The organism is Brucella lupini, from assembly GCF_002252535.1.
GTDB classification, from domain to species: Bacteria; Pseudomonadota; Alphaproteobacteria; order Rhizobiales; family Rhizobiaceae; genus Brucella; species Brucella anthropi.
In genome coordinates, this window is the sequence record NZ_NNRN01000047.1 from 99,334 (window position 1) to 125,288 (window position 25,955).

Consider the following 25,955-nt stretch of genomic DNA (forward strand, 5'->3'; position numbering starts at 1 on the left):
AAAATGGCTCAGCTTTCCATCAAAAATCTCGTCAAGCGTTACGGCAATGTCGGCGTGGTGCATGGCATCAATCTCGAAATCGCCGACAAGGAATTTGTAGCGCTGGTCGGTCCGTCCGGCTGTGGCAAGTCCACGACGCTGCGCATGATCGCAGGTCTTGAAAGCATTTCCGACGGTGCGCTCGAAATCGGCGGCAAGGTGGTCAACGATCTGCCGCCGCGTGATCGCAATATCTCGATGGTGTTCCAGTCCTATGCGCTTTATCCGCATATGTCGGTGCGCGAGAACATGGGCTTCTCGCTCAAGATCGCCAAGCAGCCACAGGCGGAAATCGACCGACGCGTCAATGAAGCGTCAGCCATTCTTGGCCTTGAAGCCTTGATGGAGCGCCGTCCGGCACAGCTTTCAGGCGGTCAGCGCCAGCGCGTTGCCATGGGCCGCGCCATTGTGCGCAATCCGGAAGTGTTTCTGTTCGACGAACCGCTTTCCAATCTTGATGCGAAACTGCGCACACAGATGCGCACAGAGATCAAAAAGCTTCACGCCAAGGTGCAGTCCACCGTCGTTTACGTGACGCATGATCAGGTCGAAGCCATGACGCTGGCCGACCGCATCGTCATCATGCGCGATGGCCATATTGAACAGGTCGGAACGCCGGATGAAGTGTTCAAGCGTCCGGCTACGCAGTTTGTTGCTGGCTTCATTGGCTCGCCGCCGATGAATATGGCCGAGGCAACCGTGCAGGGTTCGGAACTGGTTTTTGCCAGTGGTGACCGTCTGCCAGTGCCTGCACAGTTCAAGGCCAAGGTCACGGATGGCTCCAAGGTCACGTTCGGCCTGCGCCCGGATGATCTGTTTCCGAAAGGCCATGGGCTTTCATCGGGAGACGCCGTTCATGAGGGCGAATTGCGCGTTTCGATCACCGAGCCACTTGGCAATGAAACGCTGGTCTTTGTCGAATTTGCCGGCAAGGAATGGGTGGCGCGTATGCTGAACCCACGTCACCTCAATTCCGGTGAAGCGATCTCCATGCATTTTGATCTGTCGCAGGCGCATCTGTTTGATGCAGCAAGTGGCAAGAGCTTGGCGGTGTAGTTATGGCACGGATTGAAAAAGTCGAACTGCGCATGGTCGACCTTCCACCGAAGGTCAAGCGCACCGATGCGATCCAGAGCTTTGTCAGTCAGGAAACGCCAATCGTCACCATCACCGACAGTGATGGTGCGGTGGGTACGGGCTACAGCTACACCATCGGCACCGGCGGCTCGTCCGTCATGCGCCTGTTGAGCGATCATCTGGTGCCGCTTATCCTGAATGAGGATGCGGATTGTATCGAGGCGATCTGGCGCAAGCTCGAATTTGCTACCCACGCTACAACCGTTGGCGCGATCACGGCTTTGGCGCTTGCTGCGATTGATACGGCGCTGTGGGATTTGCGTGCGAAAAGGCAAAACCTGCCGCTGTGGAAGCTTGCCGGTGGTGCCAAGGATCGCTGCCCGCTTTACACGACCGAAGGTGGCTGGCTGCATATCGAGAAAGAAGCTCTGGTCGAGGATGCTCTAGCCGCCAAAGCCAAGGGGTTCTCCGGCTCCAAGGTCAAGATCGGCAAGCCGCATGGTTCGGAAGATTATGCGCGTCTTTCGGCTGTTCGCGCAGCGGTGGGAGACGGCTTTGAGATCATGACCGACTGCAATCAGGGCTTTACGGTGGACGAAGCCATTCGCCGCGCCGAACGCCTGAAAGAACTTGATCTCGCTTGGATTGAAGAGCCGCTTCCGGCGGATGATCTTGATGGCCATATCCGCCTGACCCGTTCCACCCCGACGCCGATTGCAGTGGGTGAATCGATCTATTCGATCCGCCATTTCCGCGAATATATGCAGAAGGGCGCTTGCTCCATCGTGCAGGTGGATGTGGCGCGTATCGGCGGCATCACGCCATGGCTGAAAGTGGCACATGCCGCAGAAGCTTTTGATATTCCCGTCTGCCCGCACTTCTTGATGGAACTGCATGTCAGCCTCACCTGTGCCGTTCAGAACGGGCGCTATGTCGAATATATCCCGCAGCTTGATGACCTGACCACCAAGGGCATGGAAATTCGTGATGGCCACGCCATTGCACCATCAGAACCCGGCATTGGTATTTCGTGGGATTGGGATGTCGTGCGCGCGCGCTCCGTTTCCGAATTCACCCGCGAGATCGTGAGATCGTAATGGTTCAGAGAATGGGCATGGTGATCGGGCTGAAGCCTGAAAAGATCGCAGAATATAAAAAGCTGCACGCGAGCGTGTGGCCGGAAATTCTGGCACTCATTTCCGAGTGCAACATCACCAATTATACGATCTTTCTCAAAGAGCCGGAAAACCTGCTTTTTGGCACATGGGACTATGTAGGCGCCGACTTTGAAGCCGACATGAAGAAGATGGCCTATAACCCGAAAAATCAGGAATGGTGGTCCGTCTGTATGCCATGCCAGAAACCGCTTGAAACCCGTAAAGAGGGTGAGTGGTGGGCCATGATGGAGGAGGTTTTCCATCATGACTGAGGCCTTTGATCCGAAAACCCTGCGTCAGTGGTGGGCCAAACCCACACAGCCAAAGCCTATCGTGATTTTCGGTGCAGGCAGTATCGTCTGTGACGCGCATCTGCCCGCTTATCAAAAGGGCGGCTTTGCGGTTGCTGGTATTTTCGATCCCAATCTGGACAAGGCATCGGCACTTGCCGACCAATGGGGCGTGAAGGTTTTTGGAAGTCTTGAAGAGGCGCTTGCGGTTGAAGGCGCGATCTTCGATCTGGCAACGCCGCCTTCTGCTCATGCTTCGATCCTCGCGCAATTGCCGGAAGGTGCGGCTGTTCTGATCCAGAAGCCGATGGGCAGCGATCTAGCCGCGGCAACGGAAATTCTGAAAGTTTGCCGTGCGCGCAATCTCAAAGCTGCGGTCAATTTCCAGCTACGCTTTGCGCCAATGATGTTGGCACTTTACGATGCCGTCGATAAGGGCTTGCTCGGTGAAGTCGTGGATTTCGACGCATGGCTCGCGCTTGCCACGCCTTGGGGCCTTTGGCCGTTCCTGAAAGGTCTGCCACGCATCGAGATTGCCATGCATTCGATCCATTATCTCGATTTCGTGCGCGGTCTGCTCGGCAATCCGCAAGGTGTTCACGCCAAGACCATCGGGCATCCAAACCACGAAGTCGCCCAGACGCGCACGGCCGCAATCCTCGATTATGGCAACCGCGTGCGTTGTGCATTGTCGATCAATCATGACCATGATTTTGGCCGTAAATTTCAAGCCTGCGAGTTCCGTATCTGCGGCACCGAAGGTGCTGCCTATGTGAAACTTGGCGTCAATCTCGATTATCCGCGTGGCGAACCGGACGAGCTTTGGATCAAGCCAAAGGGCGCGGACGACTGGGTGCAGGTCGTGCTTCAAGGCGCTTGGTTCCCGGATGCATTCTTAAACCGCATGGCACAGTTGCAGCGTTTCGCGACTGGCGAAGACGCTGAACTTATCGGCTCGGTCGAAGATGCGTGGCACACCATGGCGCTGGTCGAAGCGGCCTATCAGTCGAGCGCTGCGCCTGCCACGCCGCTTGCCGCAAAACTGGAGGTCTGATTATGGCCGAACAGAAAATCTACTACGAAGATTATGAAATGAACCATGTGCGCCTCACCACGGGCCGCACCATCACCGAAACGGATTTCGTGGTTCATGCCGGGCATACGGGTGATTTCTTTCCACACCATATGGATGCGGAGTTTGCCAAGACCCTGCCGGGTGGTCAGCGCATTGCCCACGGCACAATGATCTTTGCAATTGGTGTCGGATTGACCGCAACGCTGATCAATCCGGTTGCATTTTCCTATGGTTATGATCGTCTGCGGTTTATTCGCCCGGTTCATATCGGAGATACGATCCGCACGCGCGTGACAATCAGCGCCAAGGAAGATGACCCGAAGAGGGCCAATATGGGCCGCGTTACCGAGCGGTGCGAAGTGCTTAATCAGCGGGATGAAGTGGTGCTGGCTTGCGACCACATCCTGCTTGTCGAACGGAAGGCTTGAAAATGACGATACGATTTGATGGAAAAACCGCACTGGTGACAGCCGCCGCTCAGGGCATTGGCCGTGCAAGTGCGCTGGCTTTTGCGGAAGCTGGCGCCAAGGTCTATGCGACCGACATCAACGAGGCCGCACTCAAGGAAATCGAAGGCGTTTCGGGCATTATCACCCGCAAGCTCAACGTGCTTGACGAGGCGGAAGTGAAGGCAGCGGTCGCCGAGATCGGTCAGGTCGATATCCTGTTCAACTGCGCGGGCGTTGTCCATGGCGGCTCAATCCTTGAGATGAAGGACGAAGACCTCGACTTTGCCGTCAATCTCAACGTCAAGGCCATGATCCGCACCATTCGCGCCGTGCTGCCGGGAATGCTGGAACGCAAGGACGGTTCTATCGTCAACATGGCGTCGGTCGCTTCGAGCGTGAAGGGCGTGCCGAACCGCTTTGCCTATGGCGTCACCAAGGCGGCGGTCATAGGCCTCACCAAGGCTGTCGCTGCCGACTACGTTGCCAAGGGCATCCGCTGCAACGCCATCTGCCCCGGTACGGTTGAAAGCCCGTCGCTTCAGGACCGTCTGCGTGCGCAGGGCGATTATGAAGAACAGCGCGCAGCCTTCATCGCGCGTCAGCCAATTGGCCGTATCGGCCAGCCGGAAGAAATCGCCGATCTCGCGGTCTATCTCGCAGGTGCCACGTACACCACCGGTCAGGCTTATAACATCGATGGTGGCTGGACGATCTAGAGCTATCGCTATTCAGGCTCTGGCGGCCTGCAAACGGTATTCTTCTGCGCTTCCGGTGCTCATGTACCTTTAAGTACATTCCGCTCCGGTTCTCGAAAAACACCATTTTCGGCACGCCATAACCTGAATTTCGACAGCTCTAGGCATTCCACCGCCACCAATTCCATCCCCACAAGGAGTAATCTCATGAAATTTCTTCGCTATGGCGAAACCGGTCAGGAAAAGCCGGGCCTTCTCGATGCGGACGGCAATATCCGTGATCTTTCCGCCCATGTAGGCGATCTTTCCGGCGCGGCTCTGACCCCGGATGCACTGGCCAAGCTCGGTGCGATCGATATCAATTCGTTGCCGAAGGTCGAAGGCAACCCACGTCTCGGTCCATGCGTTGCAGGCACCGGCAAGTTCATCTGCATTGGCCTCAACTATGCTGATCACGCTGCAGAATCCGGCATGGCCGTTCCGCCAGAACCAGTTATCTTCATGAAGGCCACCTCGGCCATCGTTGGCCCGAACGACGATCTGCTCATCCCGCGCGGTTCGGAAAAGACCGACTGGGAGGTCGAACTCGGCATCGTTATCGGCAAGACCGCGAAATATGTTTCGGAAGATGATGCGCTTGATTATGTCGCGGGCTACTGCACACTGCACGACGTCTCGGAACGCGCTTTCCAGATCGAGCGCGCCGGTCAGTGGACCAAGGGCAAATCCTGCGACACGTTCGGCCCGACCGGCCCATGGCTGGTGACGAAGGACGAGGTTGCCGATCCGCAGAACCTTGGCATGTGGCTCAAGGTCAATGGCGAAACCATGCAGGACGGCTCGACCAAGACCATGGTCTATGGCGTACGCCACCTCGTTTCCTATCTCTCGCAGTTCATGTCTTTGCAGCCGGGCGATATCATCTCCACCGGCACGCCTCCTGGCGTTGGCATGGGCATGAAGCCACCGCGCTATCTCAAGGCTGGCGATGTTGTCGAACTCGGCATTGAAGGTCTCGGCACGCAGAAGCAGAACGTGCGCGCTGACGTTTAATTTTTTTGAGCATGCTCTGATCACGGATAAATCATGACGAAAATCACTGATCTGCGCGTCTTCGATCTCCGCTTCCCGACTTCGCAAAGTCTGGACGGCTCTGACGCGATGAACCCGGACCCGGACTATTCGGCAGCCTATGTCATCCTCGATACGGATGACGAGGCGCTGAAGGGCCATGGCCTGACCTTCACCATTGGACGCGGCAACGACATTTGCTGTCAGGCGATTCTCGCCATGCGTCATCTGGTCGTGGGTGCCTCGATGGATGATTTCCTCGCGGCCCCCGGCAAGTTCTGGCGTTACCTGACCGGTGATAGCCAGCTGCGCTGGATCGGCCCGGACAAGGGCGCGATGCATCTTGCCACCGGCGCTGTCGTCAACGCCTTCTGGGATTTGGCTGCAAAGCAGGCTGGCAAGCCGGTATGGCGGCTTGTCGCCGACATGTCGCCGGAAGAGATCGCCGATATCGTCGATTATCGCTACCTCACCGATGCGCTGACCCGCGACGAAGCTGTCGAAATTCTGCGTAAAGCGGAAGCCGGCAAGGCCGAGCGTATCGCGAAGCTCGAAGCCAAGGGTTATCCTTGCTACACGACGTCTGCTGGCTGGCTCGGCTATGATGACGACAAGCTGCGTCGTCTGTGTCAGGAAGCCATCGACGAGGGTTTCAATCATGTGAAGATGAAGGTTGGCCGTGATCTCGAAGACGATATCCGTCGTCTGACCATCGCGCGCGAAGTGATCGGCCCTGATCGCTATCTGATGATTGATGCCAATCAGGTATGGGAAGTCGATCAGGCAATCGAGTGGGTCAATAAGCTTGCCTTCTCCAAGCCGTTCTTCATCGAAGAACCAACCAGCCCGGACGATGTTGCAGGCCACCGCAAGATTCGCGAAGCCATTGGCGACGTGAAGGTTGCGACTGGCGAAATGTGTCAGAACCGCATCATGTTCAAGCAGTTCATCGCGGAAGGCGCTATCGACATCGTTCAGATTGATTCATGCCGCATGGGTGGTCTGAATGAAGTTCTGGCTGTGCTGCTGATTGCTGCCAAGTTTGGTAAGCCGGTTTGGCCACATGCGGGCGGCGTTGGCCTGTGCGAATATGTACAGCATTTGTCGATGATCGACTATGTGGCCGTTTCAGGCACCAAGGAAGGCCGTGTGATCGAATATGTCGATCACCTGCACGAGCATTTCATCGAGCCATGCATCATCAAGGATGCGGCCTATATGCCGCCATCGCTGCCGGGCTTCTCGATTGAAATGAAGCCGCAGTCGATTGCGGAATATACGTTCAAGGGTTGAGAGCCAGTTTTCGGCTTATCGTAAAATAAAAAGCCGCGCTGAAAAGCGCGGCTTTGCTTTTAGAGAAAGCGGATCATCAATGCGCCGGAAAGCAACAGAACCGCACCAACAATGCGCCCGGCGGTGATTTCACGCACCGCAACGCCCATGAAGCCGATGCGGTCAGCAGCCAGTCCGGCCATCAATTGTCCAGCAACAGCAAGCCCCATCACGGCAGCAGCCCCGATGCGCGGCGTCAGCAACACCGATGCGGTCACATAGATACAGCCAAGCGCACCGCCAGCCACGAAAAGCCAGCCCGCAGGCACGTTGAACGCTGGCATTGCACCCGTCGCGCGCGCGGTAATTCCGGCGATAACGGCAAGGATGACAGCACCGGAAAGGAACGAAATCGCAGCAGCTGTTACCGGCGATCCCAATCCACGAGCCAAGGCTGCATTGATAGGTGCCTGAATAGCAATACAGGCACCGGAAAGGATGCCGAACAACGTCCAGAGCATGGAGATTTCCTCGCTTGGTGAAGAACCTGGAAGGAACAAATGGAATGATTAGTCCTTGCAGAGGATAATCGTCAGGTCAATATTTCGAGTATGATCACGCCGAATACAGAAGCCTGATTGAACAAGTATTTTTGCGACGACTATTGAAGGGTTTAGAGTGGTGCCCGGAGGCGGATTCGAACCACCGACACGCGGATTTTCAATCCGCTGCTCTACCAACTGAGCTATCCGGGCATCCGTAACAAGCAGTTAGCTCGTTCGAGGCGGTGTTGGTTCCCGCCGGAAGTGGGTGGGTTATAGCATTAAATTTCGCGCTGTCCAGCACCGTATCGCAATTTTTATCAGCTTTTCTCACATCTTTGATAAATAACTGATTTTATTGGAGGAAGCCGCTTTGGGAGAGGCCTAGTTTCCTTCTTCTTCCTCTTCATCGATCGGCTTTCCCGGCAATACATAGCTGCCCGACAGCCAGCGATTGAGATCGATGCTTTTACAGCGTGGCGAACAGAACGGATAGGATTCGCGCGATGAAGGCTTTCCGCATTCCGGGCAGGGGCGCGTCGGACGCAATGGCGTCACTCGTGCACCTGCTGCGGTCGATATGTCCTTCTTGTCGCTCATACCTGCTCTCAGACTTTCCCGCTGTTCCAGTTAGCGTAAACCGGGTAGTCGACGTCGTTCAGCAGGCTGATAGTTTCCTGCAGCGGCAATCCCACGACGTTTGTATAGGAGCCAACCAGCTTCACAACGAAACTACCGGCCAGCCCCTGGATTGCATAGCCGCCCGCTTTCCCTCGCCATTCACCAGACGAGAGATAGGCATCCATCTGCTGGCGGGATAACCGTTCAAAACGCAATCGTGTTTCAACCAGTGTCTGGCGCAAATTCCCGTTCGGCAAGACAAGGCTCACTCCTGTGAAAACCTTGTGCGTACGCCCGGAAAGCAGCCGCAGACATTCTCTTGCCTCGTCGGCAATCTCCGTTTTGGGGAGAATGCGCCGGCCCACGGCCACAACAGTATCGGCAGCAAGAATGAAGGCACCGGCGAAATTCGCATCGTCCTTCAGCTGTTCTTGTGCCTTGCGCGCCTTCTCCCGCGACAGACGTCGCGCCAGCGAGCGCGGGTGTTCCGCGCGCTGCGGCGTTTCATCTATATCGGCCGGATGAATGTGGTCCGGTTCGATGCCTGTCTGCCCCAGAAGCTCGATCCTGCGTGGAGAACCGGAGGCAAGAACCAGCTTGTGTTGCGCGCTCATCGAATAGACATTTCCTGGAACGGGAACGGATTGCTTACTTGAAGCGGTAGGTGATGCGGCCCTTGGTCAGATCGTAAGGGGTCATCTCAACCAGAACCTTGTCGCCAGCCAGAACGCGGATGCGATTCTTGCGCATACGGCCTGCCGTATGGGCGATGATTTCATGTTCGTTCTCGAGCTTCACGCGGAACATAGCATTCGGCAGCAGTTCCGTAACAACACCCGGAAATTCTAGGACTTCTTCTTTCGCCATGCGATACCTGTTTCTTTCTTTGATAAAATGCCGCTCTCGAGCGGTCTTTAGGTCGGAATTTGCGCGGAACCTATATGATTAGGCGGCATTTGTGAACAACGGAATTCCGTGAACTCAATGCTCATTAAAACGCTGCATGATTTGCCGCTTCAGACGGTCCCGCACATCGCGATACGCCGCCATGATCTGGCTTCGGCTGCCGGTTACCAAGGTCGGGTCCGGCGTTGGCCAATATTCGACATCAACCGAGAAACCCCGCATTCGCTCCAGCACAGTATGATGAGCGAGTGGCGTCAGCGTTACAATCAGGTCGAAATAGCCATCCGCAAGTTCTTCGAGGCCACGTGGTTGCCGGTTGTCAAGCGACAAGCCTTCTTCCTGAAGGACAGCATCGACAAACGGATCACGTTCGCCCCGCTTCACACCTGCAGAAGCTAAATAAATATTGGGTGGCAGGGCCTGTCTTGCAAGTAACTCCGCCATGGGTGAACGAATTGCATTCTTGCCGCAGACAAAAAGCAGGGACTTGGGCAGGCTCGATTTATGATCTTCGTCGCCGTCGGCGCCAAAATTCACGGGAGGGGCATCGGTGATGACCATCAATGATCAGCCTCTCCAGTGCAGGACGCAGACAAGTGTAAAAAGCCGCCGTGCCGTGTTGAAATCAACCTCGATCTTGCCCTGCAGCCTGTTCTGGAGCGTCTGCGATCCTTCATTGTGCAGGCCGCGCCGTCCCATGTCGATTGCTTCGATCTTGCTTGGTGTGGCCGACCGGATCGCCTGATAATAGCTTTCACAAATCATGAAGTAATCCCGCACGACGCGCCGTAAGGGCGTGAGCGAGAGAATATGAGTTGCGACGTCTTCACCGGCCTCCCGGGTGATGGCGAAGATCAGTCGCGATTCCATCAGCGAAAGCTTGAGACGGTACGGCCCTCCCGTGTCGTCTCCGATCGGGTGGAAGGAATTCTCTTCGATGAGGTCAAAAATGGCTACCGCGCGTTCATGCTCGACGTCAGGCGTCGAGCGCCCGATGGATTCATCGAGCTCGACGTCAACAAGGCGCGCATTTGGAACAGCGGCGGTCATGTCACCTCATAGATTCAGCCGGATAGCGACAGACTGCGCGTGTGCGTCAAGGCCTTCGGCGCGGGCAATCTCGATTGCCGCAGGTCCGAGCACGCGTAGTTGATCAGGGCCGAGTTTGAGAAGCGACGTGCGTTTCATGTAGTCGAGAACCGACAAGCCGGATGAAAAACGCGCTGAGCGCGCCGTCGGCAGAACGTGGTTACAGCCGCCGACATAATCGCCGATCACTTCCGGCGTATAGCCACCGATGAAGATCGATCCCGCATTACGGATTTTGGGCAGCAATGCTTCCGGATCGGCCGTAGCGATTTCCAGATGCTCGGCTGCAATGCGATTGGCAAGCGGAATGGCTGCCTCGAAATTCTCGACCAGAATAACCGCGCCGAAATCACGCCAGCTCGCGGCGGCAGTTTGCGCGCGCGGGAGGTTGCGGAGCTGTCGTTCGACAGCTTCTTCGACAGCCGAAGCGAGAGCCCCATCATTGGTCATAAGGATCGATTGCGCAGCGGTATCGTGCTCCGCTTGAGCAAGGAGGTCAGCGGCGATCCAGTCGGGATTGTTGTCCTTGTCAGCGATGACCAGCACTTCTGACGGGCCAGCGATCATGTCGATGCCGACCGTGCCGAAGACGATACGTTTGGCCGCTGCAACATAGGCGTTGCCGGGGCCGACGATCTTGGCAACCGGACTAATTGTTTCGGTGCCATAGGCGAGGGCTGCGATAGCCTGTGCGCCGCCGACACGATAAATCTCGGAAACGCCAGCCAGACGTGCTGCCACCAGAACCAATGGATTGAGAATGCCGTCAGGTGCTGGAACCACCATGACAATGCGCTCTACACCTGCCACCTTGGCTGGAACAGCGTTCATCAATACGGAACTTGGGTAGCTTGCCGTGCCGCCCGGAACATAGAGCCCCACAGCTTCGATAGCGGTCCAGCGCGAACCGAGCTCAACGCCAAGCGCATCCGTATAACGATCATCTTTCGGCAACTGCCGCGCGTGGTGTTTCTCGATGCGCTCGTGAGCAAGCTTCAGCGCTTCGATCGTCGATGCCGGGGCTATGTCGAATGCGGCATCGATTTCAGCTTCAGTGACCGCAATTCCGGTTTTTTCGAGATCGATCCGGTCAAAGCGCCGGGAATAGTCGATGAGCGCACTGTCACCTTCACGACGCACCCGTTCAACGATCTCGCGGGCCGCACGATCGACATCCTCGGACGCCTCGCGTTTGCTGGCCAGAAATGTCGCGAAATTATTCTCGAAATCGGGATCGGTTTGTCTGAGCGTCTTGACCACGCTTCTGTTCCTTCAAATATGCTTTGCCAGACTGGCGTCTGGCTGACGAAAGACGGTTTTGTATAACCCTCTCTTATGCCAGGGCGCTAAGATGCTGACGCTATCCAAGCCCTGAAAATGCTCAATCGCCACACGGGCTTTCCAAATCTCGATGATTCAGCTCATCAAGGGTTGGTATTAGACGTTATGGCGAGGAAGTGATTCTGTTTCCCATGCCGCGCCAAGGTCCGTCATTTGCGCTTCGATACATTCCACTTCAAAACGGATAGCCGCATTTGCTGAGAAAGTCAGTTCTATTGTTCCGGCAGGTGTTTCACCGGCCGTGAACTGAATGGCCATCAGGGAAAGCACTTCATCCGGTTTCTGGCGGTCAATGCCGACTGCCTTGGCTGCGATCACACGGTTGAAGTGCAGAGCGGTACGCCTGCGTTGATATTGCGGCTTGCGCAGGAACTTCGGCTTGCTTTCTTCCCAGACAAAGCGGTTTGCCGTGAGAACGAAGCGCTTCTCGTTCCCGAGATACTGAAGGTCGGATACTTTCAAAACTGCGTCCTGAAGATGAGCGGACAGGACCTGCAAATCCTCCTCATCCAGCGCCACAAGCTTCAACATCTCCATACTCCAGCACCACTTTCCGTTGTCGGTTAATAACTGCTCCCAACAGGCAGAAAATCAATCACCCGCTCGGCCAATTATCAACTTGGCATGTCAAAACAAAAAAATCGACAGGCTTTTCAAGCCTGTCGCCCTTCGATTGGAATCTTTAGCCTAGCGCAAGAAAAAGCCGGAGCGATGAATGTCACTCCGGCTTGGTCAGATCAGCCACTGATACGTTCTACTGTCGCGCCGCAGCGTGACAGTTTTTCTTCCAGACGCTCAAAGCCGCGATCCAGATGATACACGCGGTTGACCATGGTTTCGCCCTCAGCAGCAAGGCCAGCGATCACAAGCGAAACCGAAGCCCGAAGATCCGTTGCCATTACCTGCGCGCCTTTGAGGCGTTCCACGCCTTCGACGGTTGCAGTCTGGCCGGACAGAGAAATCTTTGCGCCAAGACGTGCCAGCTCCTGCACGTGCATGAAGCGATTTTCAAAAATGGTTTCCGTGATGCGCGACGTTCCCTTGGCCTTGGTCATCAGGCCCATGAACTGCGCCTGCAAGTCGGTCGGGAAACCGGGGAAAGGGTCGGTAGTAACGTCAACGGGATGGATACCATGACCGTTACGGACAACGCGGAGGCCGCTGTTGGTCTCGGTGATTTCAGCTCCGGCCTGTCGCAGCGTTTCGAGAGCGGCGGAAAGCTGGCTTTCCTGAGCACCTTCCAGAAGCACATCGCCGCCGGTCATGGCGACGGCCATGGCATAGGTGCCGGCTTCGATACGGTCTGGAATAACACGAACGCGCGCACCCGACAGGTTGGTGACCCCATCGATATGGATAGTGCTGGTTCCGGCGCCGGTGATCTTGGCGCCCATTGCATTAAGGCAGTCGGCGAGATTGACGACTTCCGGTTCGCGGGCGGCATTTTCGATGACGGTTTCGCCCTTGGCGAGGGCTGCTGCCATCAGCATGACATGGGTCGCGCCGACGGAGACCTTCGGAAACTTATAGCGTGCGCCGACGAGACCGTTCCTGGCTTTCGCCTTGGCGTAGCCGTTTTCGATTTCGATGTCGGCTCCAAGAGCTAATAAGGCTTCGAGGAGAAGGTCGACCGGGCGTGTCCCGATAGCGCAGCCGCCCGGCAGGGAAACATTTGCTTCGCCCATGCGGGCGAGAAGCGGCGCAATAACCCAGAAACTCGCACGCATCTTGGATACGAGTTCATAGGGTGCAGTGGTGGTGACGATATTACGGGCAGTAAAATGGATCGTACGCGAATAGGCCCCATCCTGATGTTCGCGGCGTCCGTTAACCGAATAATCCACGCCGTGATTGCTGAGGATGCGGATCAACTGTTCGACGTCAGCCAGATGCGGCACATTTTCGAGCGTCAGCGTATCGTCGGTCAGAAGCGAGGCGATCATCAACGGCAGAGCGGCATTTTTTGCGCCGGAGATTGGAATGATGCCGTTGAGCTTGTTGCCACCAACGATTTTGATGCGATCCATGCTGTGTCACCTTCTGGGCCGATACCTTGCCCGATAAATTTTCACCAAATCCGGCAGCCCTTACGGCGCGGTGGCGTTGCGTCATGAAATTACGAGTCTTGCGGCCAAATTACGTCAAATACGAATCACAATAGGACGACATCGCTGCGAAGAACAGAAATGAGCTTTTACCGCAGAGCCCCCCTATCTTCAAGGAAGGCTTTGATGGTGCGATTCTCAGTCTGTGTCGTCGCTGGCGGCGGTGATGCCGTCGTTTCGTTCATCCGCTTCGCCTGCGCGACGTGATCTGGATTGTGCTTTGCGGCGCATCAGATTCGCGCGCAACTCCTCGGCCCGGCGTTTTTTGCGCTGGTCCGATTGGGTTTGTTTCTCTTTGTTGGTCGTATTTTCGCTCATGGCGGTCTTCTACTACGGGAAAAAGGGCCGGAAAAGCTGCTTTCAAATGCGTGTCCGGCAGATTTCCACATTATGTGAAAAGAAATGCAATTGCTTGCTTGCGATTTGCGTAATGATGTGGCAGAAGTCCGCCGCACTCAAGAGATTGCTGCGGTAGCTCAGTGGTAGAGCACTCCCTTGGTAAGGGAGAGGTCGAGAGTTCAATCCTCTCTCGCAGCACCATTATTTTCCAATAAAATCCAGAAACTGGCTTTGCCGTGCTTTCATTAAAGCGCGTTTCGATCTGATTGGATCAAATCGGCGCTCTAATCATTTGTTGTTACGCGCATCTTTTCCGAAAACCGTTTCACACTTTTCGGGATGCGCTCTAATGGAAAGTGCGTGTGGTTGCTGATTTGAGATCAGTTCACGCAGGGGTTCAATCTCATTGAGCCGCTTTTCTTTCGCCACCAGTCTTTTCGATGTATACTGTTCGCCAGACCGTCAGGCTCTGGTCTGACGAATTGGCGTCACGAAATCGGATTTGTCCGGTGACCGGTTGAAAGCCAGAAATTGCGTGCAGGCCATGTCCTGACCGTTTCCTTGCCGTCAGGACTGCTTAATCCGCAGGAGGAGCGTCATGGCACAGTTTCATGTTGTTGCAGGTCGAGACCAATCAGCCTTTTATCCTGAAGTTAAGCGCATTCGCATGGCAGATGTATTTGATGCCCTGCGTCTGGGCTTCAACGACTTCTGGGCAAAGCCATCGCATTACGTTTTCCTTTGCCTCATATACCCGCTGGCGGGGTTGTTCATCACTTACTGGAGCACGAACGCAAACGCGTTACCGCTCTTGTTTCCCCTGATGTCCGGCTTTGCCCTGATCGGGCCAATTGCTGCGCTGCCGCTTTATGAGATGAGCCGCCGCCGTGAAGAAGGGTTGGATACATCCTGGAAACGTGCGCTCGATGTGAGCCATTCCCCGGCATTGCCGTCCATCGTGGCTGTCGGTGCTTTTCTGTTCGCAATCTTTATTGTCTGGCTGCTGGTGGCGCAAAATCTCTATGTTCACTATTTCGGGCCGATGCCGCCCGAGAGCTTCTCCATGTTGATGAATCAGGTGTCGTCAACGGAAGAGGGACGCAGTCTGATTTTTGCCGGTTGTGGCATTGGTTTGCTTTTTGCAATCGTTGTCCTGTGCTCGACGATTGTGACTTTCCCGATGCTGCTTGATCAGGATTGCGGCGCTGCGGCAGCGGTTGCGACATCGTTGCGTGTTGTCATGCGCAACCCCATGGAATCGCTGCTCTGGGCTGCAATCGTAACTGCGATGCTGGTCGTCGGTTTTGCCACGATGTTTGCCGGGCTGGCGGTAGTAATACCCATCCTTGGGCATGCGACCTGGCATCTCTATCGAAAGACGGTCACGCACCCGGCGGCAATGCGTATTTGACCGAGGAACTGATCGATAAATCCCATCCGAAACATTGCTTCGGGTGGGATTGCCGTGGCTTTTGATGAAACATTTTCAAGCTTTCCAATATGTGGCGGCGTCCTGCCGCACCCCCACCCCCCTTTATTATGCGGTCAGTTCTGCTTTAGAAGAGCAAGACGAGATTCGCGCAGATGATAATAAATAACAATAAGTTAGCGGAGCTCTCCTCGCAGCGCGTCAACGGGCTGGGTGGGCTTTCGATACATTTCAAGGACGGGCGTTCGCGCATTTCCAGGCTTTACCAGGAAGGCGCAGCCAAGATCCGCATGCCGCAAGTCGGAGGCGATCCGCTGGAAGCAATCCTGATCAACACATCAGGAGGGCTGACGGGCGGTGACCGACTGCAATGGGATGTGGAGCTTGGCGAAAACGCTTCGGCTGTCATTACCACGCAGGCCTGTGAGCGTATCTATCGCTCAGGGGGCGGCGAGGCACGCATTGCCACGCGTTTGAAGGCGGCAAAAGGCACGCGTCTTGCTTGGCTTCCGCAGGAAACCATTCTGTTCAATCAATCCGTGTTGTCACGAACGCTGGATGTCGAGCTGGAGGAGGGGGCGGAAATCCTGGTGGTGGAGGCGACTATATTCGGGCGCCTTGCCATGGGTGAGCGGGTTGATGAAGCGATGTTCAGTGATCGTTGGCGTGTGCGATTGGGTGGGCGGCCCGATGGGAGGCTTGTGCATGCAGAAGAGTTTCGGCTGGGACCGGATATTGGGGCCGAATTGCAAGCCCGTCCGGTGGCAGATGCGGCCTGTGCAGTCGCCACCGTGCTCTTGATTTCAGGGGAGGCCGGGAAACATCTGGAAGCAGCCCGGCAGATCATTGGAGAGGAGGGCGGTGCCAGCCTCTGGCAGGTTGGCCCTGCAACCAAACTGATGATGCGGCTTCACGCGCCGGATAGTTACACCTTGCGCAAACGTCTGGGGCCATTGCTCGCCCTGCTTAACGGTAAGGCAGGACTGCCCAAAGTTTGGACATTTTGAGTTCGCGGCAATCCCGCCGCTTTTAACGCCAGCGGAATGCATACCGCTTTGAAAGTATGAAGTTGGAATGAAGTCATGAATTTGACGCCCAGGGAAAAAGACAAGCTTTTGATCGCCATGGCCGCCATGGTTGCCCGCCGCCGTCTGGAGCGCGGGGTAAAACTCAATCATCCAGAAACGATCGCACTGATAAGCGATTTTGTCGTTGAAGGTGCCCGCGATGGGCGCACGGTTGCCGATCTTATGGAAGCAGGCGCGCACGTCATCACCCGTGAACAGGTGATGGATGGTGTGCCCGAAATGATCCACGACATTCAGGTCGAAGCCACATTTCCCGATGGCACAAAGCTCGTCACCGTTCACGAGCCGATCCGCTGATTTTCAGGTTTCGCCGAGGCGAACCTGTTTTTTGAAAGGTACGATAATGAAGAAGACTACGGTCCTTGCCGCGGTGGCAATGGCACTCACCGCAAGCCCTGCCTTTGCCCATCTCAATCCGGCCGAACATGGCTCGTTTGCGGCGGGCTTCACGCATCCGCTCTCCGGCGCGGACCATATCCTGGCGATGGTTGCGGTAGGACTTTGGGCCGCCATGCTCGGTGGACGGGCACTCTTCGTCGTGCCAGCGGCATTTGTCGGCGTGATGCTGCTTGGTTTTGTGGCGGCACTTCTGGGCATGCCGCTGCCCTTCGTTGAGCCGGTCATTCTGGCTTCGGTGGTCGTGCTTGGTCTTATGGTGGCGCTTGCCTTCCCTGTCACTCCGGTTGTTGGCGCACTTATTGCCGGCTTCTTCGCCTTCTTTCACGGTCATGCACACGGCGGGGAAATCGGAGGCGCGACATTCCTCTCCTATGCGGCTGGATTTGCGCTTGCGACCGCACTGCTACACGCCGCTGGCATGGGTGTCGGCCTTGCCGCAGGACGGCTTATGGCGGGCAGGAATGGCAAAATTGCTTTGCGTCTGGCCGGTGGCGCTACCGCACTTGGCGGCCTGATGCTGATGGCTGGGTGAGGTGTGACATGATCCCCGGCGAAATTATTACGCAGGACGGCGATATAGAACTCAATCAGGGGCAACCCACCATCACGATCAAGGTCGCCAATACCGGCGACCGCCCCATCCAGGTCGGCAGCCATTTTCATTTTTACGAAGTGAATGCGGCCCTTTCTTTCGAACGCGACAAGGCGCTCGGACAGCGGCTGGATATTGCAGCCGGAACTGCCGTGCGGTTCGAGCCCGGTCAGGAACGCGACGTGACATTGGTTCCCGTGAGCGGCAAGCGCGAGATCTACGGATTTCGCCAGATGGTCATGGGAAAGCTTTAGAACAGGTGACGGAGACATTTCATGCCAGCCAGAATTAGTCGCGCCACCTATGCGCAAATGTTCGGCCCTACTGTTGGCGATAAGGTGCGTCTCGCCGATACGGAACTGTTTATCGAAGTCGAACGGGACCTCACCACCTATGGCGAAGAGGTGAAGTTTGGCGGAGGGAAGGTTATCCGCGACGGTATGGGACAAAGCCAGATGTCGCGCGCCGACGGTGCGATGGATACAGTCATTACCAATGCTCTGATCCTCGATCATACCGGTATTTATAAAGCCGATGTGGGGCTTCGCGACGGGCGTATCGCGGTGATCGGAAAGGCCGGAAATCCGGATACGCAGCCCGGCGTTTCGATCATCATCGGACCCGGTACGGAGATTATCGCGGGTGAAGGCAAGATCCTCACGGCGGGCGGTATCGACACGCATATCCATTTCATCTCACCGCAACAGGTGGATGAAGCACTTAATGCAGGCATCACCTGCATGGTGGGTGGCGGCACCGGACCTGCCCATGGCACGCTTGCAACCACATGCACGCCGGGGCCGTGGCATATAGCCCGGCTGATCCAGTCATTCGACGGCCTGCCGATGAATATCGGCGTGTTCGGCAAAGGAAACGCTTCACTGCCCGGTGCATTGGAAGAAATGATCCGCGCCGGTGCCTGTGGTTTGAAGTTGCATGAGGACTGGGGTTCGACACCAGCCGCGATCGATAATTGCCTGTCGGTTGCAGACCGGTTCGATGTTCAGGTTGCGATCCACACCGATACGCTGAACGAAGGCGGCTTCGTCGAAGACACGCTCAACGCCTTCAAGGGGCGCACGATCCATTCCTTCCATACGGAGGGCGCTGGTGGCGGACACGCTCCGGATATTATTCGCGTGTGTCAGTATCCGAACGTGTTGCCGGCTTCGACAAATCCGACCCGGCCCTACACGGTCAATACGATTGCAGAGCATCTCGACATGCTGATGGTGTGCCATCATCTGTCCCCGGCAATTCCTGAAGATATTGCCTTTGCAGAAAGCCGTATCCGCAAGGAAACCATCGCTGCAGAAGACATCCTCCACGATATGGGAGCGTTCTCCATCATTTCCTCCGACAGTCAGGCGATGGGCCGTGTCGGCGAAATGATCATTCGCTGCTGGCAGACTGCGGACAAGATGAAGAAGCAGCGTGGCAGTCTTCCCGACGACAAGCCCGGAAATGACAATTATCGGGCGCGTCGCTACATCGCGAAATACACCATCAACCCTGCTATCGCCCATGGCATGGCGCATGAAATCGGTTCGGTGGAAGTGGGCAAACGGGCCGATCTCGTTTTGTGGAATCCTGCTTTCTTCGGAATCAAGCCGGAGATGGTTCTGCTTGGTGGCTGGATCGCAACCGCGCCGATGGGGGACCCGAATGGCTCAATTCCAACGCCGCAACCGATGCATTATCGTCCGATGTTCGGCTCATTCGGGAAAGCCCGCACCAATACGTCCATTACCTTCGTTTCGCAGGCCGCAATGGATGAAGGGCTTCGAGAGAAGATTGGGGTGGACAAGCAGATGATTGCCGTGGCCAATACCAGAGACGGTATCGGCAAACATTCCATGATCCTCAACAATGCGATGCCGCAAATGGAAGTTGACCCGGAAACCTATGAGGTGCGCGCAGATGGCGAACTTCTGACCTGCGAGCCCGTCGACGTCGTGCCAATGGCGCAACGCTACTTCATGTTCTGATCTTGAAAGGCAAACAAATGTTTCGTGCCACTGCCATTATTCGTGCGGATAAGGTGATCGATGCCGTGCCTGCGGGCCATGCCGTTCTCGAACGTGATGAACGTCATTTGCGGCGCAAGGCCATTGTTCTGGAAGGCGGCGAGAAGGTGCTCGTCGATTTCGCAGAGCCAATTGTGCTCGAGCACGGCGACCGGCTCGTCCTCGATGACGGACGCGAGATTGAAATCCGCGCCGCAAGCGAGGAACTTTACGAAATCCGCGGGCGTGATCCGCTGCATATTGCCGAACTCACTTGGCATATCGGCAACCGTCACCTCGCGGCTCAGATCGAGAGTGATCGCATCTTCATTCTTCGCGACCATGTCATAAAGGCGATGCTTGAGGGGCTTGGTGCGACAGTTACGGATGTAACGGCTATATTCAGTCCCCTACGCGGTGCTTATTCCGGCGGCCATTCGCATCATGACCATGGGCATGACCACGATCATCATCATGGTCATCACGAACACGATCATGAACATCATCACCACCACCACGACTGATACCACCACCGCTTTGCTGCGGCTGATGGCCTGGCTGTCGCCCGTCTTTCCGGTCGGGTCGTTCAGCTATAGTCATGGGCTGGAGCGGGCCGTCCATGATGGCTATGTCGCAGACACCGCCACAATGAGCGATTGGCTGCGCTGGCTTGTAACACGTGGCTCCGGCTGGAATGATGCCGTGCTTTGCGCGGAAAGCTGGCGGCGTGCGGTTGCCAAAGGCGATCTTGTTGAAGTTGCAGAATTGGCCGAAGCACTGGCCGGTTCGCGCGAACGTCATATGGAGACGATGCTGCAGGGCGAGGCGTTTCTGGCTGCAGCCCAAAGCTGGTCCAGTTCTGTATTCGACCGCCTGCCAGCCGATTGTCCCTATCCGGTGGCAGTCGGTGCTGTGGCGGGCGCTAACAAAGTATCGCTTGGATTGACACTCGCCGCCTTTCTGCAAGCCTTCTGTATCAATCTTTTGCAGGCATCGATCCGTCTTTCGGTCATGGGGCAGAACGGCGTGACTGCGACAATGTCGGATTTGGAGCCGGTTCTCGCCGAAACAGCGGCGCGAATAGAAAAAACTTCATTGAGTGACCTTGGTTCCGCGACTTACATTAGCGACATCATGGCCATGAAACACGAAACCCAACATTCGAGGCTTTTTCGCACATGACACAGAAAAACGGACCCTTGCGTATCGGCATCGGCGGACCGGTGGGATCGGGAAAGACGACGCTGACCGAAAAGCTTTGCAAAGCGCTGCGTGATAAATACTCGGTCGCCGTGATTACCAACGATATCTACACGCAGGAAGACGCCCTCATTCTGGCGCGTTCTCAGGCTTTGTCCGAAGATCGGATCATGGGCGTCGAAACGGGCGGATGCCCGCATACGGCAATCCGCGAGGATGCCTCCATCAATCTGCAGGCAATTGCCGAAATGAACCGGCGATTTCCCGATCTGGAGATCGTCTTCATCGAATCCGGTGGTGACAATCTCGCTGCTACCTTCTCGCCGGATCTGGCGGACCTGACGCTTTATGTCATCTCTGTTTGTCAGGGTGAGGAAATTCCGCGCAAAGGCGGTCCGGGTATCACACGGTCAGATTTTCTTGTGATCAACAAGAGTGATCTTGCTCCTCATGTGCACGTCGATCTCGATATTATGCAAGGCGATGCGGCTCGCATGCGCGGCAAGCGTCCATTCGGTTTCACCGACCTCCATCGCGGCAAGGGCGTGCCGGAAATCATCGACTTTATCGTTGAGAATGGCGGACTGGAAGCGCGTTGATTACGGCTGGCTGTTGAGCCGTTTGCGGGCCTCCCGTTGTGAGGCCTGCAAATCAATGATTGGTTTGGGATAGGTACTGCCCAACGCAATTCCAGCGCTGGTCAGCACATCCTTGGGGGCCTCAAACGGCTTGTGCAGCCATTTGTTGGACAGGCCTGATAGTTCTGGCACCCAATGCCGGACATATTGTCCTTCGGCATCGAATTTTTCACCCTGCAAGATCGGATTGAACACCCGGAAATAGGGCGCAGCGTCCATGCCGCAGCCTGCCACCCACTGCCAGCTTCCCGGATTGCTGGCGATATCGCCGTCCACGAGCGTATCCCAGAACCATTCTTCACCCTTTCGCCAGTCGATGAGCAGATTCTTGGTGAGAAAAGATGCCACAAGCATTCGCACGCGATTGTGCATCCATCCGGTGGCCCAAAGCTGACGCATACCGGCATCGATGATGGGAAAGCCCGTCTGTCCGCGACGCCATGCTTCGAATGCAGCTCGATCATCGCGCCATGCGATGCCGGACAGTGTGTCACGCATATCGTGTCGACTGATGTCGCGGCGGTGATAGAGCTGGTGATAATTAAAATCGCGCCAGATCAGCTCTGACAGAAACTTTTCACCGCCAGCGCGTGCAGAGTGATGCTCGTCCATAAACGCCAGCGTGGCATACCACGCCTGACGCGCGCTGATTTCACCGAACCGCAAATGAGGTGAAAGTCTTGAAGTTCCGTCGATGCCGGGAACGTCGCGATCCTCGGTATAGGTGGAAAGCGTGCTCTCCAGAAAACGTGGCAGGCAGTCGCGCGCTGCGTCTTCTCCAATATTCCAAAGCCCATCGAACTTTTCCGCCCAGGCAGGAACGTTGGGCGCGTAGTGGGCTTCCTGTGTTGGTTTAACGTTCCATTGCCTGCGCGAAAGCGGGCGGGGAACGTTGTGGAGGCGCAACGCTTTGGCGAAAGGGGTGAAGACCTGATACGGCGTATCGCTGGCCGTCTTGAGCTCCCAGGGCTCAAGAAGAAGATTGCCAGGAAATGAGGTTACACCGGTTCCACTCTCCTTGAGTTGTGACTTCAGTTTTGCATCGAATTCACGTTCCGCCGGTGCGTAGCGACGGTTCCAGAACAGTTCGGTGACGGCCAGTTTCGCGATCAACTGAGGGAGGATATCCCTCGGATCACCGGTCTCGATGAGAAGTTCGATACCACGATCAGCCAGCTGTTTTCTTATCGCTTCAAGGCTCTGATCGAGCCACCACCGCGCCGCGCCGCCGGGCGCCCGAATCTCGGCAACGGTCTCATGAACGTAAACTGCTGTTATATGGCCGCCTGTTTCGGCGGCTGCATCCAGTGCGGGATTGTCGTTGATTCGAAGATCGTTACGCAGCCAGACGAGCGCGTGATGCTTCATGAGAAAAATTCCACTGCAGAAATGTGATGCCGATATGTCGAGCCACATATAGCGGAGCGAGCAAAAACGTCACGAGGTCGGGGGCAGTCAATTTGGGAAATATGCAAAGCAATGCGTAGGCACGTCCTTACTGCTAAGTTGTTGAAACGAATGGCACACCCGAAAGGTTTGGAGAAACAGCAGAAAATCTAGCCCGAGGGGTCTACAAAACTCGGGGCTATTCAGAGCGACCTATCTTTCCGGCCACAAAGTTCTCATAACCGCGCCGCTTTAATAAGTGAAAGTCGAGTCGATTTTGTAGATTTTTATCAGACAGTTAAGTGTCGCGAAGTCCAAGTTCACTCTACAAATCTTGCAATGTTGCCCGCATGAACTGTGCTGCGCCTGTCGCCGACGATGCGGTGGAATAGCTCCAGCTCTTTTTGACCCAGCTTTGCTTAACCAGTTTTTCTGCACGTCGATCAGATTACCGAGCGTCATCTGGGTGATAGGCTTCGGCAAATGCTTCTGGCGGTTTCCGAAAATCACAGGATCGCGCGACCGGTGCAAAGCACACCTTGGGCAAAGAAAAAGCCGCCTCAGAGGGCGGCTAACTAATTGTCAGTCTCTGCTCTCATTGGTTCAATTTTGTATAACCTGGTATCTGACAAAGAGATTTCAAATAAGCTTTCTCATTGTGGCGGCTATGAACTAAATCGATCAACCTTTTGGTTCGGTTCTCCACCTCAGCATGGTCAGCGTATATTTCTCCTAGCGCCTCAGCGTAAAACTTTGCTGACGCGAACCGATCCACTGCCCACCCCGTCGAGGGCGTTATTAATTCCGAAACGCCACCGACATCTGATGCTACTATCGGATATCCAAGATACGAAGCTTCGATTACGGTATTCGGCATCCCCTCCCAGACGGAAGTAAACAAGAATACATTGCCCAAAACTTTCTGGTCCCATTCAACGGGATTCTCATATGGTCCAGACAGAACCAAATTTTTCAGTTTATTGAGTTCCGCTTCATACCCACCGTCAACGACAGCTCCACCGAACACGTAGAAATCGCAAAATTCTTCAGTCATTTTTGCTACTTCAATGAGCAAATCTACGCGCTTTTCTTTATCTAGACGCCCAGCCCAAATAACTTTTAGCTTTTCACCGCCGGATGAATTGAATTTCCGTTTGGATGATAGTGCTATTGAATCCTTGACGGTTAAAATGCCGTCGAGTTTTGACTTGTTGTAAACAGTAATAAATTTTTTTGAATGTTCAGTTACGCCTATTTTCAACGGCCCCTCAATGGAAAACCGCAAATTGTCTGTAACGACAGTATCGATTTTATCTATATTTGGCGGTAGAAAATCTTGAGCGTAACCTATTATTTTTGTATTATCGTCTGGATCAAACTGCAATGCAAAGACGCTGGCAATAATATCTATATCGCTCAAGAATCTTGATGGAAGTTTTTTCAGAAAATTGTAGGCAGTCACAGAATTTATTATATGAAAAACGTGTAATGGAATTGCCCGGAATATCAGATAGAGCAACTCTTCTCTATGGATGGCATCAATTACATCCCAATCGTTTAAATCAACTATTAATATGTTACTCGGCATCTCTGGAAGTGGCCGCTTTGGACCACCATCCGTGAGCACGATTAACGCAGACTTGTCGACATTTTTGGAGGCATAGGCTTTGGCATATTCCAGCGCGGCAGACTCTGCACCACCACCGGCATAGAAGTTTATAGCCATCAGGAGGTCAATAGACCCGTTCGATTTCATGAACGTGAGTATTTCGTCCAAGAGCGGTGCGGGTAATCCACTTTGATTTACAGGATAGGCGAACCCTAATTTACCCCCATCAGGTTCGGCGATATCTGTAGTGCTCTGCACTGAGCCCCAAGATTGGACCGCCGGGAATTAGAATTTTCCGGCTCTTTGCACTGAGCCCCAAGATTGGACCGCCGGGAATTAGAATTTTCCGGCTCTTATGCCAATGGCGGGCTGATGACGCCATCGGGATTATGCAAGGCAATCGGCACGTTATATCCGATTGCCGAGTGAGGACGATCCTCATTATAGTGTCGACGCCAATTCTCCAACTTTTCGCGCGCATCTTCAAGCGTTAAGAACCAGTGTGCGTTCAGGCACTCGGCGCGAAGCTTACTGTTGAAGGCTTCGATGAACCCGTTATCCGTCGGCTTTCCGGGTCGGGAGAAGTCCAGCGTGACCTTGTTGGCATAGGCCCACAGATCGAGGTCACGCGAAATAAACTCACTTCCATTATCAACCCTTATTGTCTTCGGATAGCCAGCACGACGACACACTTTCTCAAGTGTCTGAACGACATCCTCACCACGATAACTGAAGCGCGGATCGGTTGCCGGCGAGTAGCGTGAATGCGTATCGACAATAGTCAGAATCCGGAGTTTCTTTCCTGTTGCCAACTGATCATGCACAAAGTCCATCGCCCAAACATCATTCGGCCCGATCGCTTGTTGACGATCCTCACGCAGCTTGGCCTTGACACGACGTTTCGGATGTTTATTCCTGAGTTGAAGTCCTAACTCATTGTATATTCGACGTGTTTTCTTCATGTTAATGGTCCAGCCCTCGCGACGAAGCAGGACGTGTACGCGACGGTAACCGTATCGCACACGGGTCTCACAAATCTCTTTGATCCGCTTCTCAACAGCGGCCTGCACGGTGCGGCGGGACTTGTAATTGATAGTCGATCTTTCGAAGCTTAGTGCTGCACAGGCCCGTCGGATCGATATTCCCCAATCAACAAGCATTCCCGCCACCAGATCACGTTTCCGCGCAGGCCTTAAAGTTTTCGGCGGATCACATCCTGCAACATCTCCCGATCAAGCGTGAGGTCTGCAACAATCCTCTTCAGCCGCGTATTTTCCTCTTCCAAGGCGCGCAGCCGCCGTATCTCATCAGGCAGCAGACCTGCATACTTTTTCTTCCAGTTGAAATAAGTTGCCTGGCTGATCCCGCTCTTGCGACAGATTTCCGCTACCGGAACGCCGTCATCTCCCTGCTTGAGAATAAACACCTTCTGAGCGTCCGAAAACTTCGATGCTTTCATGCCTTCCACTCCTTCTCCCAGCCAGGAAAATAGCGCGGAAAACTCTCATTATAAACGGTCCAGTTTTAAGGGAGCAGAGCA

The 25,955-nt window shown here is 55.0% G+C and carries 30 protein-coding genes and 2 tRNA genes; 18 read left to right on the forward strand and 14 right to left on the reverse strand.

All coding sequences use genetic code 11. The features are described from left to right. The first annotated feature begins 3 nt into the window (after positions 1-3). The 8 genes from CES86_RS14355 to CES86_RS14390 all read left to right on the forward strand — a co-directional run bounded on the left by CES86_RS14355 (position 4) and on the right by CES86_RS14390 (position 7,146). A complete protein-coding gene (locus tag CES86_RS14355; RefSeq protein WP_010658083.1) occupies positions 4-1,095 on the forward strand; it encodes an ABC transporter ATP-binding protein in 1,092 nt (363 codons plus the stop codon). A gap of 2 nt (positions 1,096-1,097) precedes the next feature. Continuing rightward, positions 1,098-2,213 carry a mandelate racemase/muconate lactonizing enzyme family protein gene (locus tag CES86_RS14360; RefSeq protein ID WP_094514741.1) on the forward strand — a complete coding sequence of 372 codons (1,116 nt, stop codon included), beginning with the start codon at positions 1,098-1,100 and terminating at the stop codon, positions 2,211-2,213. After that, complete coding sequence (locus tag CES86_RS14365) at positions 2,213-2,545, forward strand: L-rhamnose mutarotase (RefSeq protein ID WP_094514742.1); 333 nt, start codon at positions 2,213-2,215, stop codon at positions 2,543-2,545. Before CES86_RS14360 ends, CES86_RS14365 begins: the two co-directional genes overlap by 1 nt. Next, on the forward strand, positions 2,538-3,617 hold the full coding sequence (locus tag CES86_RS14370) for a Gfo/Idh/MocA family protein (protein ID WP_011982495.1): 1,080 nt from the start codon (positions 2,538-2,540) through the stop codon (positions 3,615-3,617). Before CES86_RS14365 ends, CES86_RS14370 begins: the two co-directional genes overlap by 8 nt. A gap of 2 nt (positions 3,618-3,619) precedes the next feature. After that, positions 3,620-4,066: a MaoC/PaaZ C-terminal domain-containing protein gene (locus CES86_RS14375; RefSeq protein WP_010658087.1), complete on the forward strand. Its 447-nt coding sequence runs from the start codon at positions 3,620-3,622 to the stop codon at positions 4,064-4,066. 2 nt (positions 4,067-4,068) lie between these two features. Next, positions 4,069-4,803, forward strand: a complete 735-nt coding sequence (locus CES86_RS14380) for an SDR family oxidoreductase (RefSeq protein ID WP_011982496.1) — start codon at positions 4,069-4,071, stop codon at positions 4,801-4,803. 186 nt (positions 4,804-4,989) lie between these two features. Further along, positions 4,990-5,835, forward strand: coding sequence for a fumarylacetoacetate hydrolase family protein (locus tag CES86_RS14385; RefSeq protein WP_011982497.1), 846 nt, complete (start codon positions 4,990-4,992; stop codon positions 5,833-5,835). 33 nt (positions 5,836-5,868) lie between these two features. After that, positions 5,869-7,146 carry an L-fuconate dehydratase gene (locus tag CES86_RS14390; RefSeq protein WP_094514744.1) on the forward strand — a complete coding sequence of 426 codons (1,278 nt, stop codon included), beginning with the start codon at positions 5,869-5,871 and terminating at the stop codon, positions 7,144-7,146. 59 nt (positions 7,147-7,205) lie between these two features. Here the strand turns inward: CES86_RS14390 and CES86_RS14395 are convergent, their stop codons facing one another. From CES86_RS14395 to CES86_RS14445, 11 genes are all read right to left on the reverse strand, one after another. Beyond that, on the reverse strand, positions 7,206-7,646 hold the full coding sequence (locus CES86_RS14395; RefSeq protein ID WP_010658091.1) for a DMT family transporter: 441 nt from the start codon (positions 7,644-7,646) through the stop codon (positions 7,206-7,208). 158 nt (positions 7,647-7,804) lie between these two features. Next, positions 7,805-7,880 (reverse strand) — tRNA-Phe (locus CES86_RS14400). A 171-nt stretch (positions 7,881-8,051) separates the two neighbouring features. Continuing rightward, entirely contained in the window at positions 8,052-8,267 is a 216-nt protein-coding gene (gene yacG, locus CES86_RS14405; RefSeq protein WP_010658092.1) for a DNA gyrase inhibitor YacG, read from the reverse strand. An 8-nt stretch (positions 8,268-8,275) separates the two neighbouring features. Continuing rightward, on the reverse strand, positions 8,276-8,902 hold the full coding sequence (locus CES86_RS14410) for a Maf-like protein (protein WP_010658093.1): 627 nt from the start codon (positions 8,900-8,902) through the stop codon (positions 8,276-8,278). Positions 8,903-8,936: 34 nt separating this feature from the next. Beyond that, positions 8,937-9,155, reverse strand: coding sequence for a translation initiation factor IF-1 (gene infA, locus CES86_RS14415; protein ID WP_002965531.1), 219 nt, complete (start codon positions 9,153-9,155; stop codon positions 8,937-8,939). Positions 9,156-9,269: 114 nt separating this feature from the next. Continuing rightward, positions 9,270-9,755, reverse strand: coding sequence for an arsenate-mycothiol transferase ArsC (locus CES86_RS14420; protein ID WP_235819921.1), 486 nt, complete (start codon positions 9,753-9,755; stop codon positions 9,270-9,272). A 6-nt stretch (positions 9,756-9,761) separates the two neighbouring features. Beyond that, positions 9,762-10,244 (reverse strand): UPF0262 family protein, encoded by a 483-nt coding sequence (locus CES86_RS14425; RefSeq protein ID WP_010658095.1) that lies wholly within the window; start codon positions 10,242-10,244, stop codon positions 9,762-9,764. Between the two features lie 6 nt (positions 10,245-10,250). After that, positions 10,251-11,543 carry a histidinol dehydrogenase gene (hisD, locus tag CES86_RS14430; protein WP_040129976.1) on the reverse strand — a complete coding sequence of 431 codons (1,293 nt, stop codon included), beginning with the start codon at positions 11,541-11,543 and terminating at the stop codon, positions 10,251-10,253. A gap of 177 nt (positions 11,544-11,720) precedes the next feature. After that, positions 11,721-12,161 carry a DUF2948 family protein gene (locus CES86_RS14435; RefSeq protein ID WP_094514745.1) on the reverse strand — a complete coding sequence of 147 codons (441 nt, stop codon included), beginning with the start codon at positions 12,159-12,161 and terminating at the stop codon, positions 11,721-11,723. Between the two features lie 200 nt (positions 12,162-12,361). Then, positions 12,362-13,651 (reverse strand): UDP-N-acetylglucosamine 1-carboxyvinyltransferase, encoded by a 1,290-nt coding sequence (gene murA, locus CES86_RS14440; protein WP_010658098.1) that lies wholly within the window; start codon positions 13,649-13,651, stop codon positions 12,362-12,364. Positions 13,652-13,867: 216 nt separating this feature from the next. After that, positions 13,868-14,047, reverse strand: coding sequence for a hypothetical protein (locus CES86_RS14445; RefSeq protein ID WP_010658099.1), 180 nt, complete (start codon positions 14,045-14,047; stop codon positions 13,868-13,870). A 147-nt stretch (positions 14,048-14,194) separates the two neighbouring features. On the opposite strand from CES86_RS14445, the gene CES86_RS14450 reads away from it, so the two are divergent. The 10 genes from CES86_RS14450 (at position 14,195) to ureG (ending at position 21,381) form a co-directional block, all read left to right on the forward strand. Then, positions 14,195-14,269, forward strand: a tRNA-Thr gene (locus CES86_RS14450). Positions 14,270-14,666: 397 nt separating this feature from the next. Continuing rightward, the gene (locus CES86_RS14455) at positions 14,667-15,479 is read left to right on the forward strand and encodes a DUF2189 domain-containing protein (RefSeq protein ID WP_010658100.1); all 813 of its coding nucleotides are present in this window, start codon (positions 14,667-14,669) and stop codon (positions 15,477-15,479) included. Positions 15,480-15,652: 173 nt separating this feature from the next. Then, entirely contained in the window at positions 15,653-16,504 is an 852-nt protein-coding gene (locus tag CES86_RS14460; protein ID WP_010658101.1) for an urease accessory protein UreD, read from the forward strand. A 75-nt stretch (positions 16,505-16,579) separates the two neighbouring features. After that, entirely contained in the window at positions 16,580-16,882 is a 303-nt protein-coding gene (locus tag CES86_RS14465; protein WP_010658102.1) for an urease subunit gamma, read from the forward strand. 46 nt (positions 16,883-16,928) lie between these two features. Beyond that, on the forward strand, positions 16,929-17,516 hold the full coding sequence (locus CES86_RS14470; RefSeq protein ID WP_010658103.1) for a HupE/UreJ family protein: 588 nt from the start codon (positions 16,929-16,931) through the stop codon (positions 17,514-17,516). An 8-nt stretch (positions 17,517-17,524) separates the two neighbouring features. Next, on the forward strand, positions 17,525-17,830 hold the full coding sequence (locus tag CES86_RS14475) for an urease subunit beta (protein ID WP_010658104.1): 306 nt from the start codon (positions 17,525-17,527) through the stop codon (positions 17,828-17,830). Positions 17,831-17,851: 21 nt separating this feature from the next. Then, on the forward strand, positions 17,852-19,564 hold the full coding sequence (gene ureC, locus CES86_RS14480) for an urease subunit alpha (protein ID WP_010658105.1): 1,713 nt from the start codon (positions 17,852-17,854) through the stop codon (positions 19,562-19,564). Positions 19,565-19,581: 17 nt separating this feature from the next. Further along, entirely contained in the window at positions 19,582-20,106 is a 525-nt protein-coding gene (ureE, locus tag CES86_RS14485) for an urease accessory protein UreE (RefSeq protein WP_036563260.1), read from the forward strand. Then, positions 20,078-20,764 (forward strand): urease accessory protein UreF, encoded by a 687-nt coding sequence (locus CES86_RS14490; protein WP_010658107.1) that lies wholly within the window; start codon positions 20,078-20,080, stop codon positions 20,762-20,764. Before ureE ends, CES86_RS14490 begins: the two co-directional genes overlap by 29 nt. Beyond that, the gene (gene ureG, locus CES86_RS14495) at positions 20,761-21,381 is read left to right on the forward strand and encodes an urease accessory protein UreG (RefSeq protein ID WP_010658108.1); all 621 of its coding nucleotides are present in this window, start codon (positions 20,761-20,763) and stop codon (positions 21,379-21,381) included. The genes CES86_RS14490 and ureG overlap by 4 nt, the downstream gene beginning before the upstream one ends. On the opposite strand, the gene CES86_RS14500 is transcribed toward ureG, so the two are convergent. The 3 genes from CES86_RS14500 to CES86_RS14510 all read right to left on the reverse strand — a co-directional run bounded on the left by CES86_RS14500 (position 21,382) and on the right by CES86_RS14510 (position 25,874). Further along, a complete protein-coding gene (locus CES86_RS14500; RefSeq protein WP_010658109.1) occupies positions 21,382-22,788 on the reverse strand; it encodes a cryptochrome/photolyase family protein in 1,407 nt (468 codons plus the stop codon). Positions 22,789-23,401: 613 nt separating this feature from the next. Then, on the reverse strand, positions 23,402-24,673 hold the full coding sequence (locus tag CES86_RS14505) for a glycosyltransferase family 4 protein (RefSeq protein WP_094514746.1): 1,272 nt from the start codon (positions 24,671-24,673) through the stop codon (positions 23,402-23,404). Positions 24,674-24,768: 95 nt separating this feature from the next. Next, positions 24,769-25,874 (reverse strand): IS3 family transposase gene (locus CES86_RS14510; RefSeq protein ID WP_094514756.1). Its coding sequence is split into 2 segments (ribosomal slippage): positions 24,769-25,613 and positions 25,613-25,874, totalling 1,107 coding nucleotides; the frame shifts between segments, so codons are not numbered across the junction. Between the last annotated feature and the right edge of the window lie 81 nt (positions 25,875-25,955).

What these genes read in the sequence shown, in the direction of transcription:
- infA (WP_002965531.1), bottom strand. Translation starts at nt 9,155, where the DNA reads ATGGCGAAAGAAGAAGTCCTAGAATTTCCGGGTGTTGTTACGGAACTG.
- CES86_RS14490 (WP_010658107.1), top strand. Translation starts at nt 20,078, where the DNA reads ATGAACATCATCACCACCACCACGACTGATACCACCACCGCTTTGCTG.
- CES86_RS14465 (WP_010658102.1), top strand. Translation starts at nt 16,580, where the DNA reads ATGAATTTGACGCCCAGGGAAAAAGACAAGCTTTTGATCGCCATGGCC.
- CES86_RS14425 (WP_010658095.1), bottom strand. Translation starts at nt 10,244, where the DNA reads ATGACCGCCGCTGTTCCAAATGCGCGCCTTGTTGACGTCGAGCTCGAT.
- CES86_RS14470 (WP_010658103.1), top strand. Translation starts at nt 16,929, where the DNA reads ATGAAGAAGACTACGGTCCTTGCCGCGGTGGCAATGGCACTCACCGCA.
- murA (WP_010658098.1), bottom strand. Translation starts at nt 13,651, where the DNA reads ATGGATCGCATCAAAATCGTTGGTGGCAACAAGCTCAACGGCATCATT.
- CES86_RS14420 (WP_235819921.1), bottom strand. Translation starts at nt 9,755, where the DNA reads ATGGTCATCACCGATGCCCCTCCCGTGAATTTTGGCGCCGACGGCGAC.
- CES86_RS14355 (WP_010658083.1), top strand. Translation starts at nt 4, where the DNA reads ATGGCTCAGCTTTCCATCAAAAATCTCGTCAAGCGTTACGGCAATGTC.
- ureG (WP_010658108.1), top strand. Translation starts at nt 20,761, where the DNA reads ATGACACAGAAAAACGGACCCTTGCGTATCGGCATCGGCGGACCGGTG.
- CES86_RS14500 (WP_010658109.1), bottom strand. Translation starts at nt 22,788, where the DNA reads ATGAAGCATCACGCGCTCGTCTGGCTGCGTAACGATCTTCGAATCAAC.
- CES86_RS14385 (WP_011982497.1), top strand. Translation starts at nt 4,990, where the DNA reads ATGAAATTTCTTCGCTATGGCGAAACCGGTCAGGAAAAGCCGGGCCTT.
- ureE (WP_036563260.1), top strand. Translation starts at nt 19,582, where the DNA reads ATGTTTCGTGCCACTGCCATTATTCGTGCGGATAAGGTGATCGATGCC.
- CES86_RS14445 (WP_010658099.1), bottom strand. Translation starts at nt 14,047, where the DNA reads ATGAGCGAAAATACGACCAACAAAGAGAAACAAACCCAATCGGACCAG.
- CES86_RS14455 (WP_010658100.1), top strand. Translation starts at nt 14,667, where the DNA reads ATGGCACAGTTTCATGTTGTTGCAGGTCGAGACCAATCAGCCTTTTAT.
- CES86_RS14380 (WP_011982496.1), top strand. Translation starts at nt 4,069, where the DNA reads ATGACGATACGATTTGATGGAAAAACCGCACTGGTGACAGCCGCCGCT.
- CES86_RS14475 (WP_010658104.1), top strand. Translation starts at nt 17,525, where the DNA reads ATGATCCCCGGCGAAATTATTACGCAGGACGGCGATATAGAACTCAAT.
- CES86_RS14390 (WP_094514744.1), top strand. Translation starts at nt 5,869, where the DNA reads ATGACGAAAATCACTGATCTGCGCGTCTTCGATCTCCGCTTCCCGACT.
- yacG (WP_010658092.1), bottom strand. Translation starts at nt 8,267, where the DNA reads ATGAGCGACAAGAAGGACATATCGACCGCAGCAGGTGCACGAGTGACG.
- CES86_RS14360 (WP_094514741.1), top strand. Translation starts at nt 1,098, where the DNA reads ATGGCACGGATTGAAAAAGTCGAACTGCGCATGGTCGACCTTCCACCG.
- CES86_RS14460 (WP_010658101.1), top strand. Translation starts at nt 15,653, where the DNA reads ATGATAATAAATAACAATAAGTTAGCGGAGCTCTCCTCGCAGCGCGTC.
- CES86_RS14375 (WP_010658087.1), top strand. Translation starts at nt 3,620, where the DNA reads ATGGCCGAACAGAAAATCTACTACGAAGATTATGAAATGAACCATGTG.
- CES86_RS14370 (WP_011982495.1), top strand. Translation starts at nt 2,538, where the DNA reads ATGACTGAGGCCTTTGATCCGAAAACCCTGCGTCAGTGGTGGGCCAAA.
- CES86_RS14395 (WP_010658091.1), bottom strand. Translation starts at nt 7,646, where the DNA reads ATGCTCTGGACGTTGTTCGGCATCCTTTCCGGTGCCTGTATTGCTATT.
- CES86_RS14410 (WP_010658093.1), bottom strand. Translation starts at nt 8,902, where the DNA reads ATGAGCGCGCAACACAAGCTGGTTCTTGCCTCCGGTTCTCCACGCAGG.
- ureC (WP_010658105.1), top strand. Translation starts at nt 17,852, where the DNA reads ATGCCAGCCAGAATTAGTCGCGCCACCTATGCGCAAATGTTCGGCCCT.
- CES86_RS14365 (WP_094514742.1), top strand. Translation starts at nt 2,213, where the DNA reads ATGGTTCAGAGAATGGGCATGGTGATCGGGCTGAAGCCTGAAAAGATC.
- CES86_RS14435 (WP_094514745.1), bottom strand. Translation starts at nt 12,161, where the DNA reads ATGGAGATGTTGAAGCTTGTGGCGCTGGATGAGGAGGATTTGCAGGTC.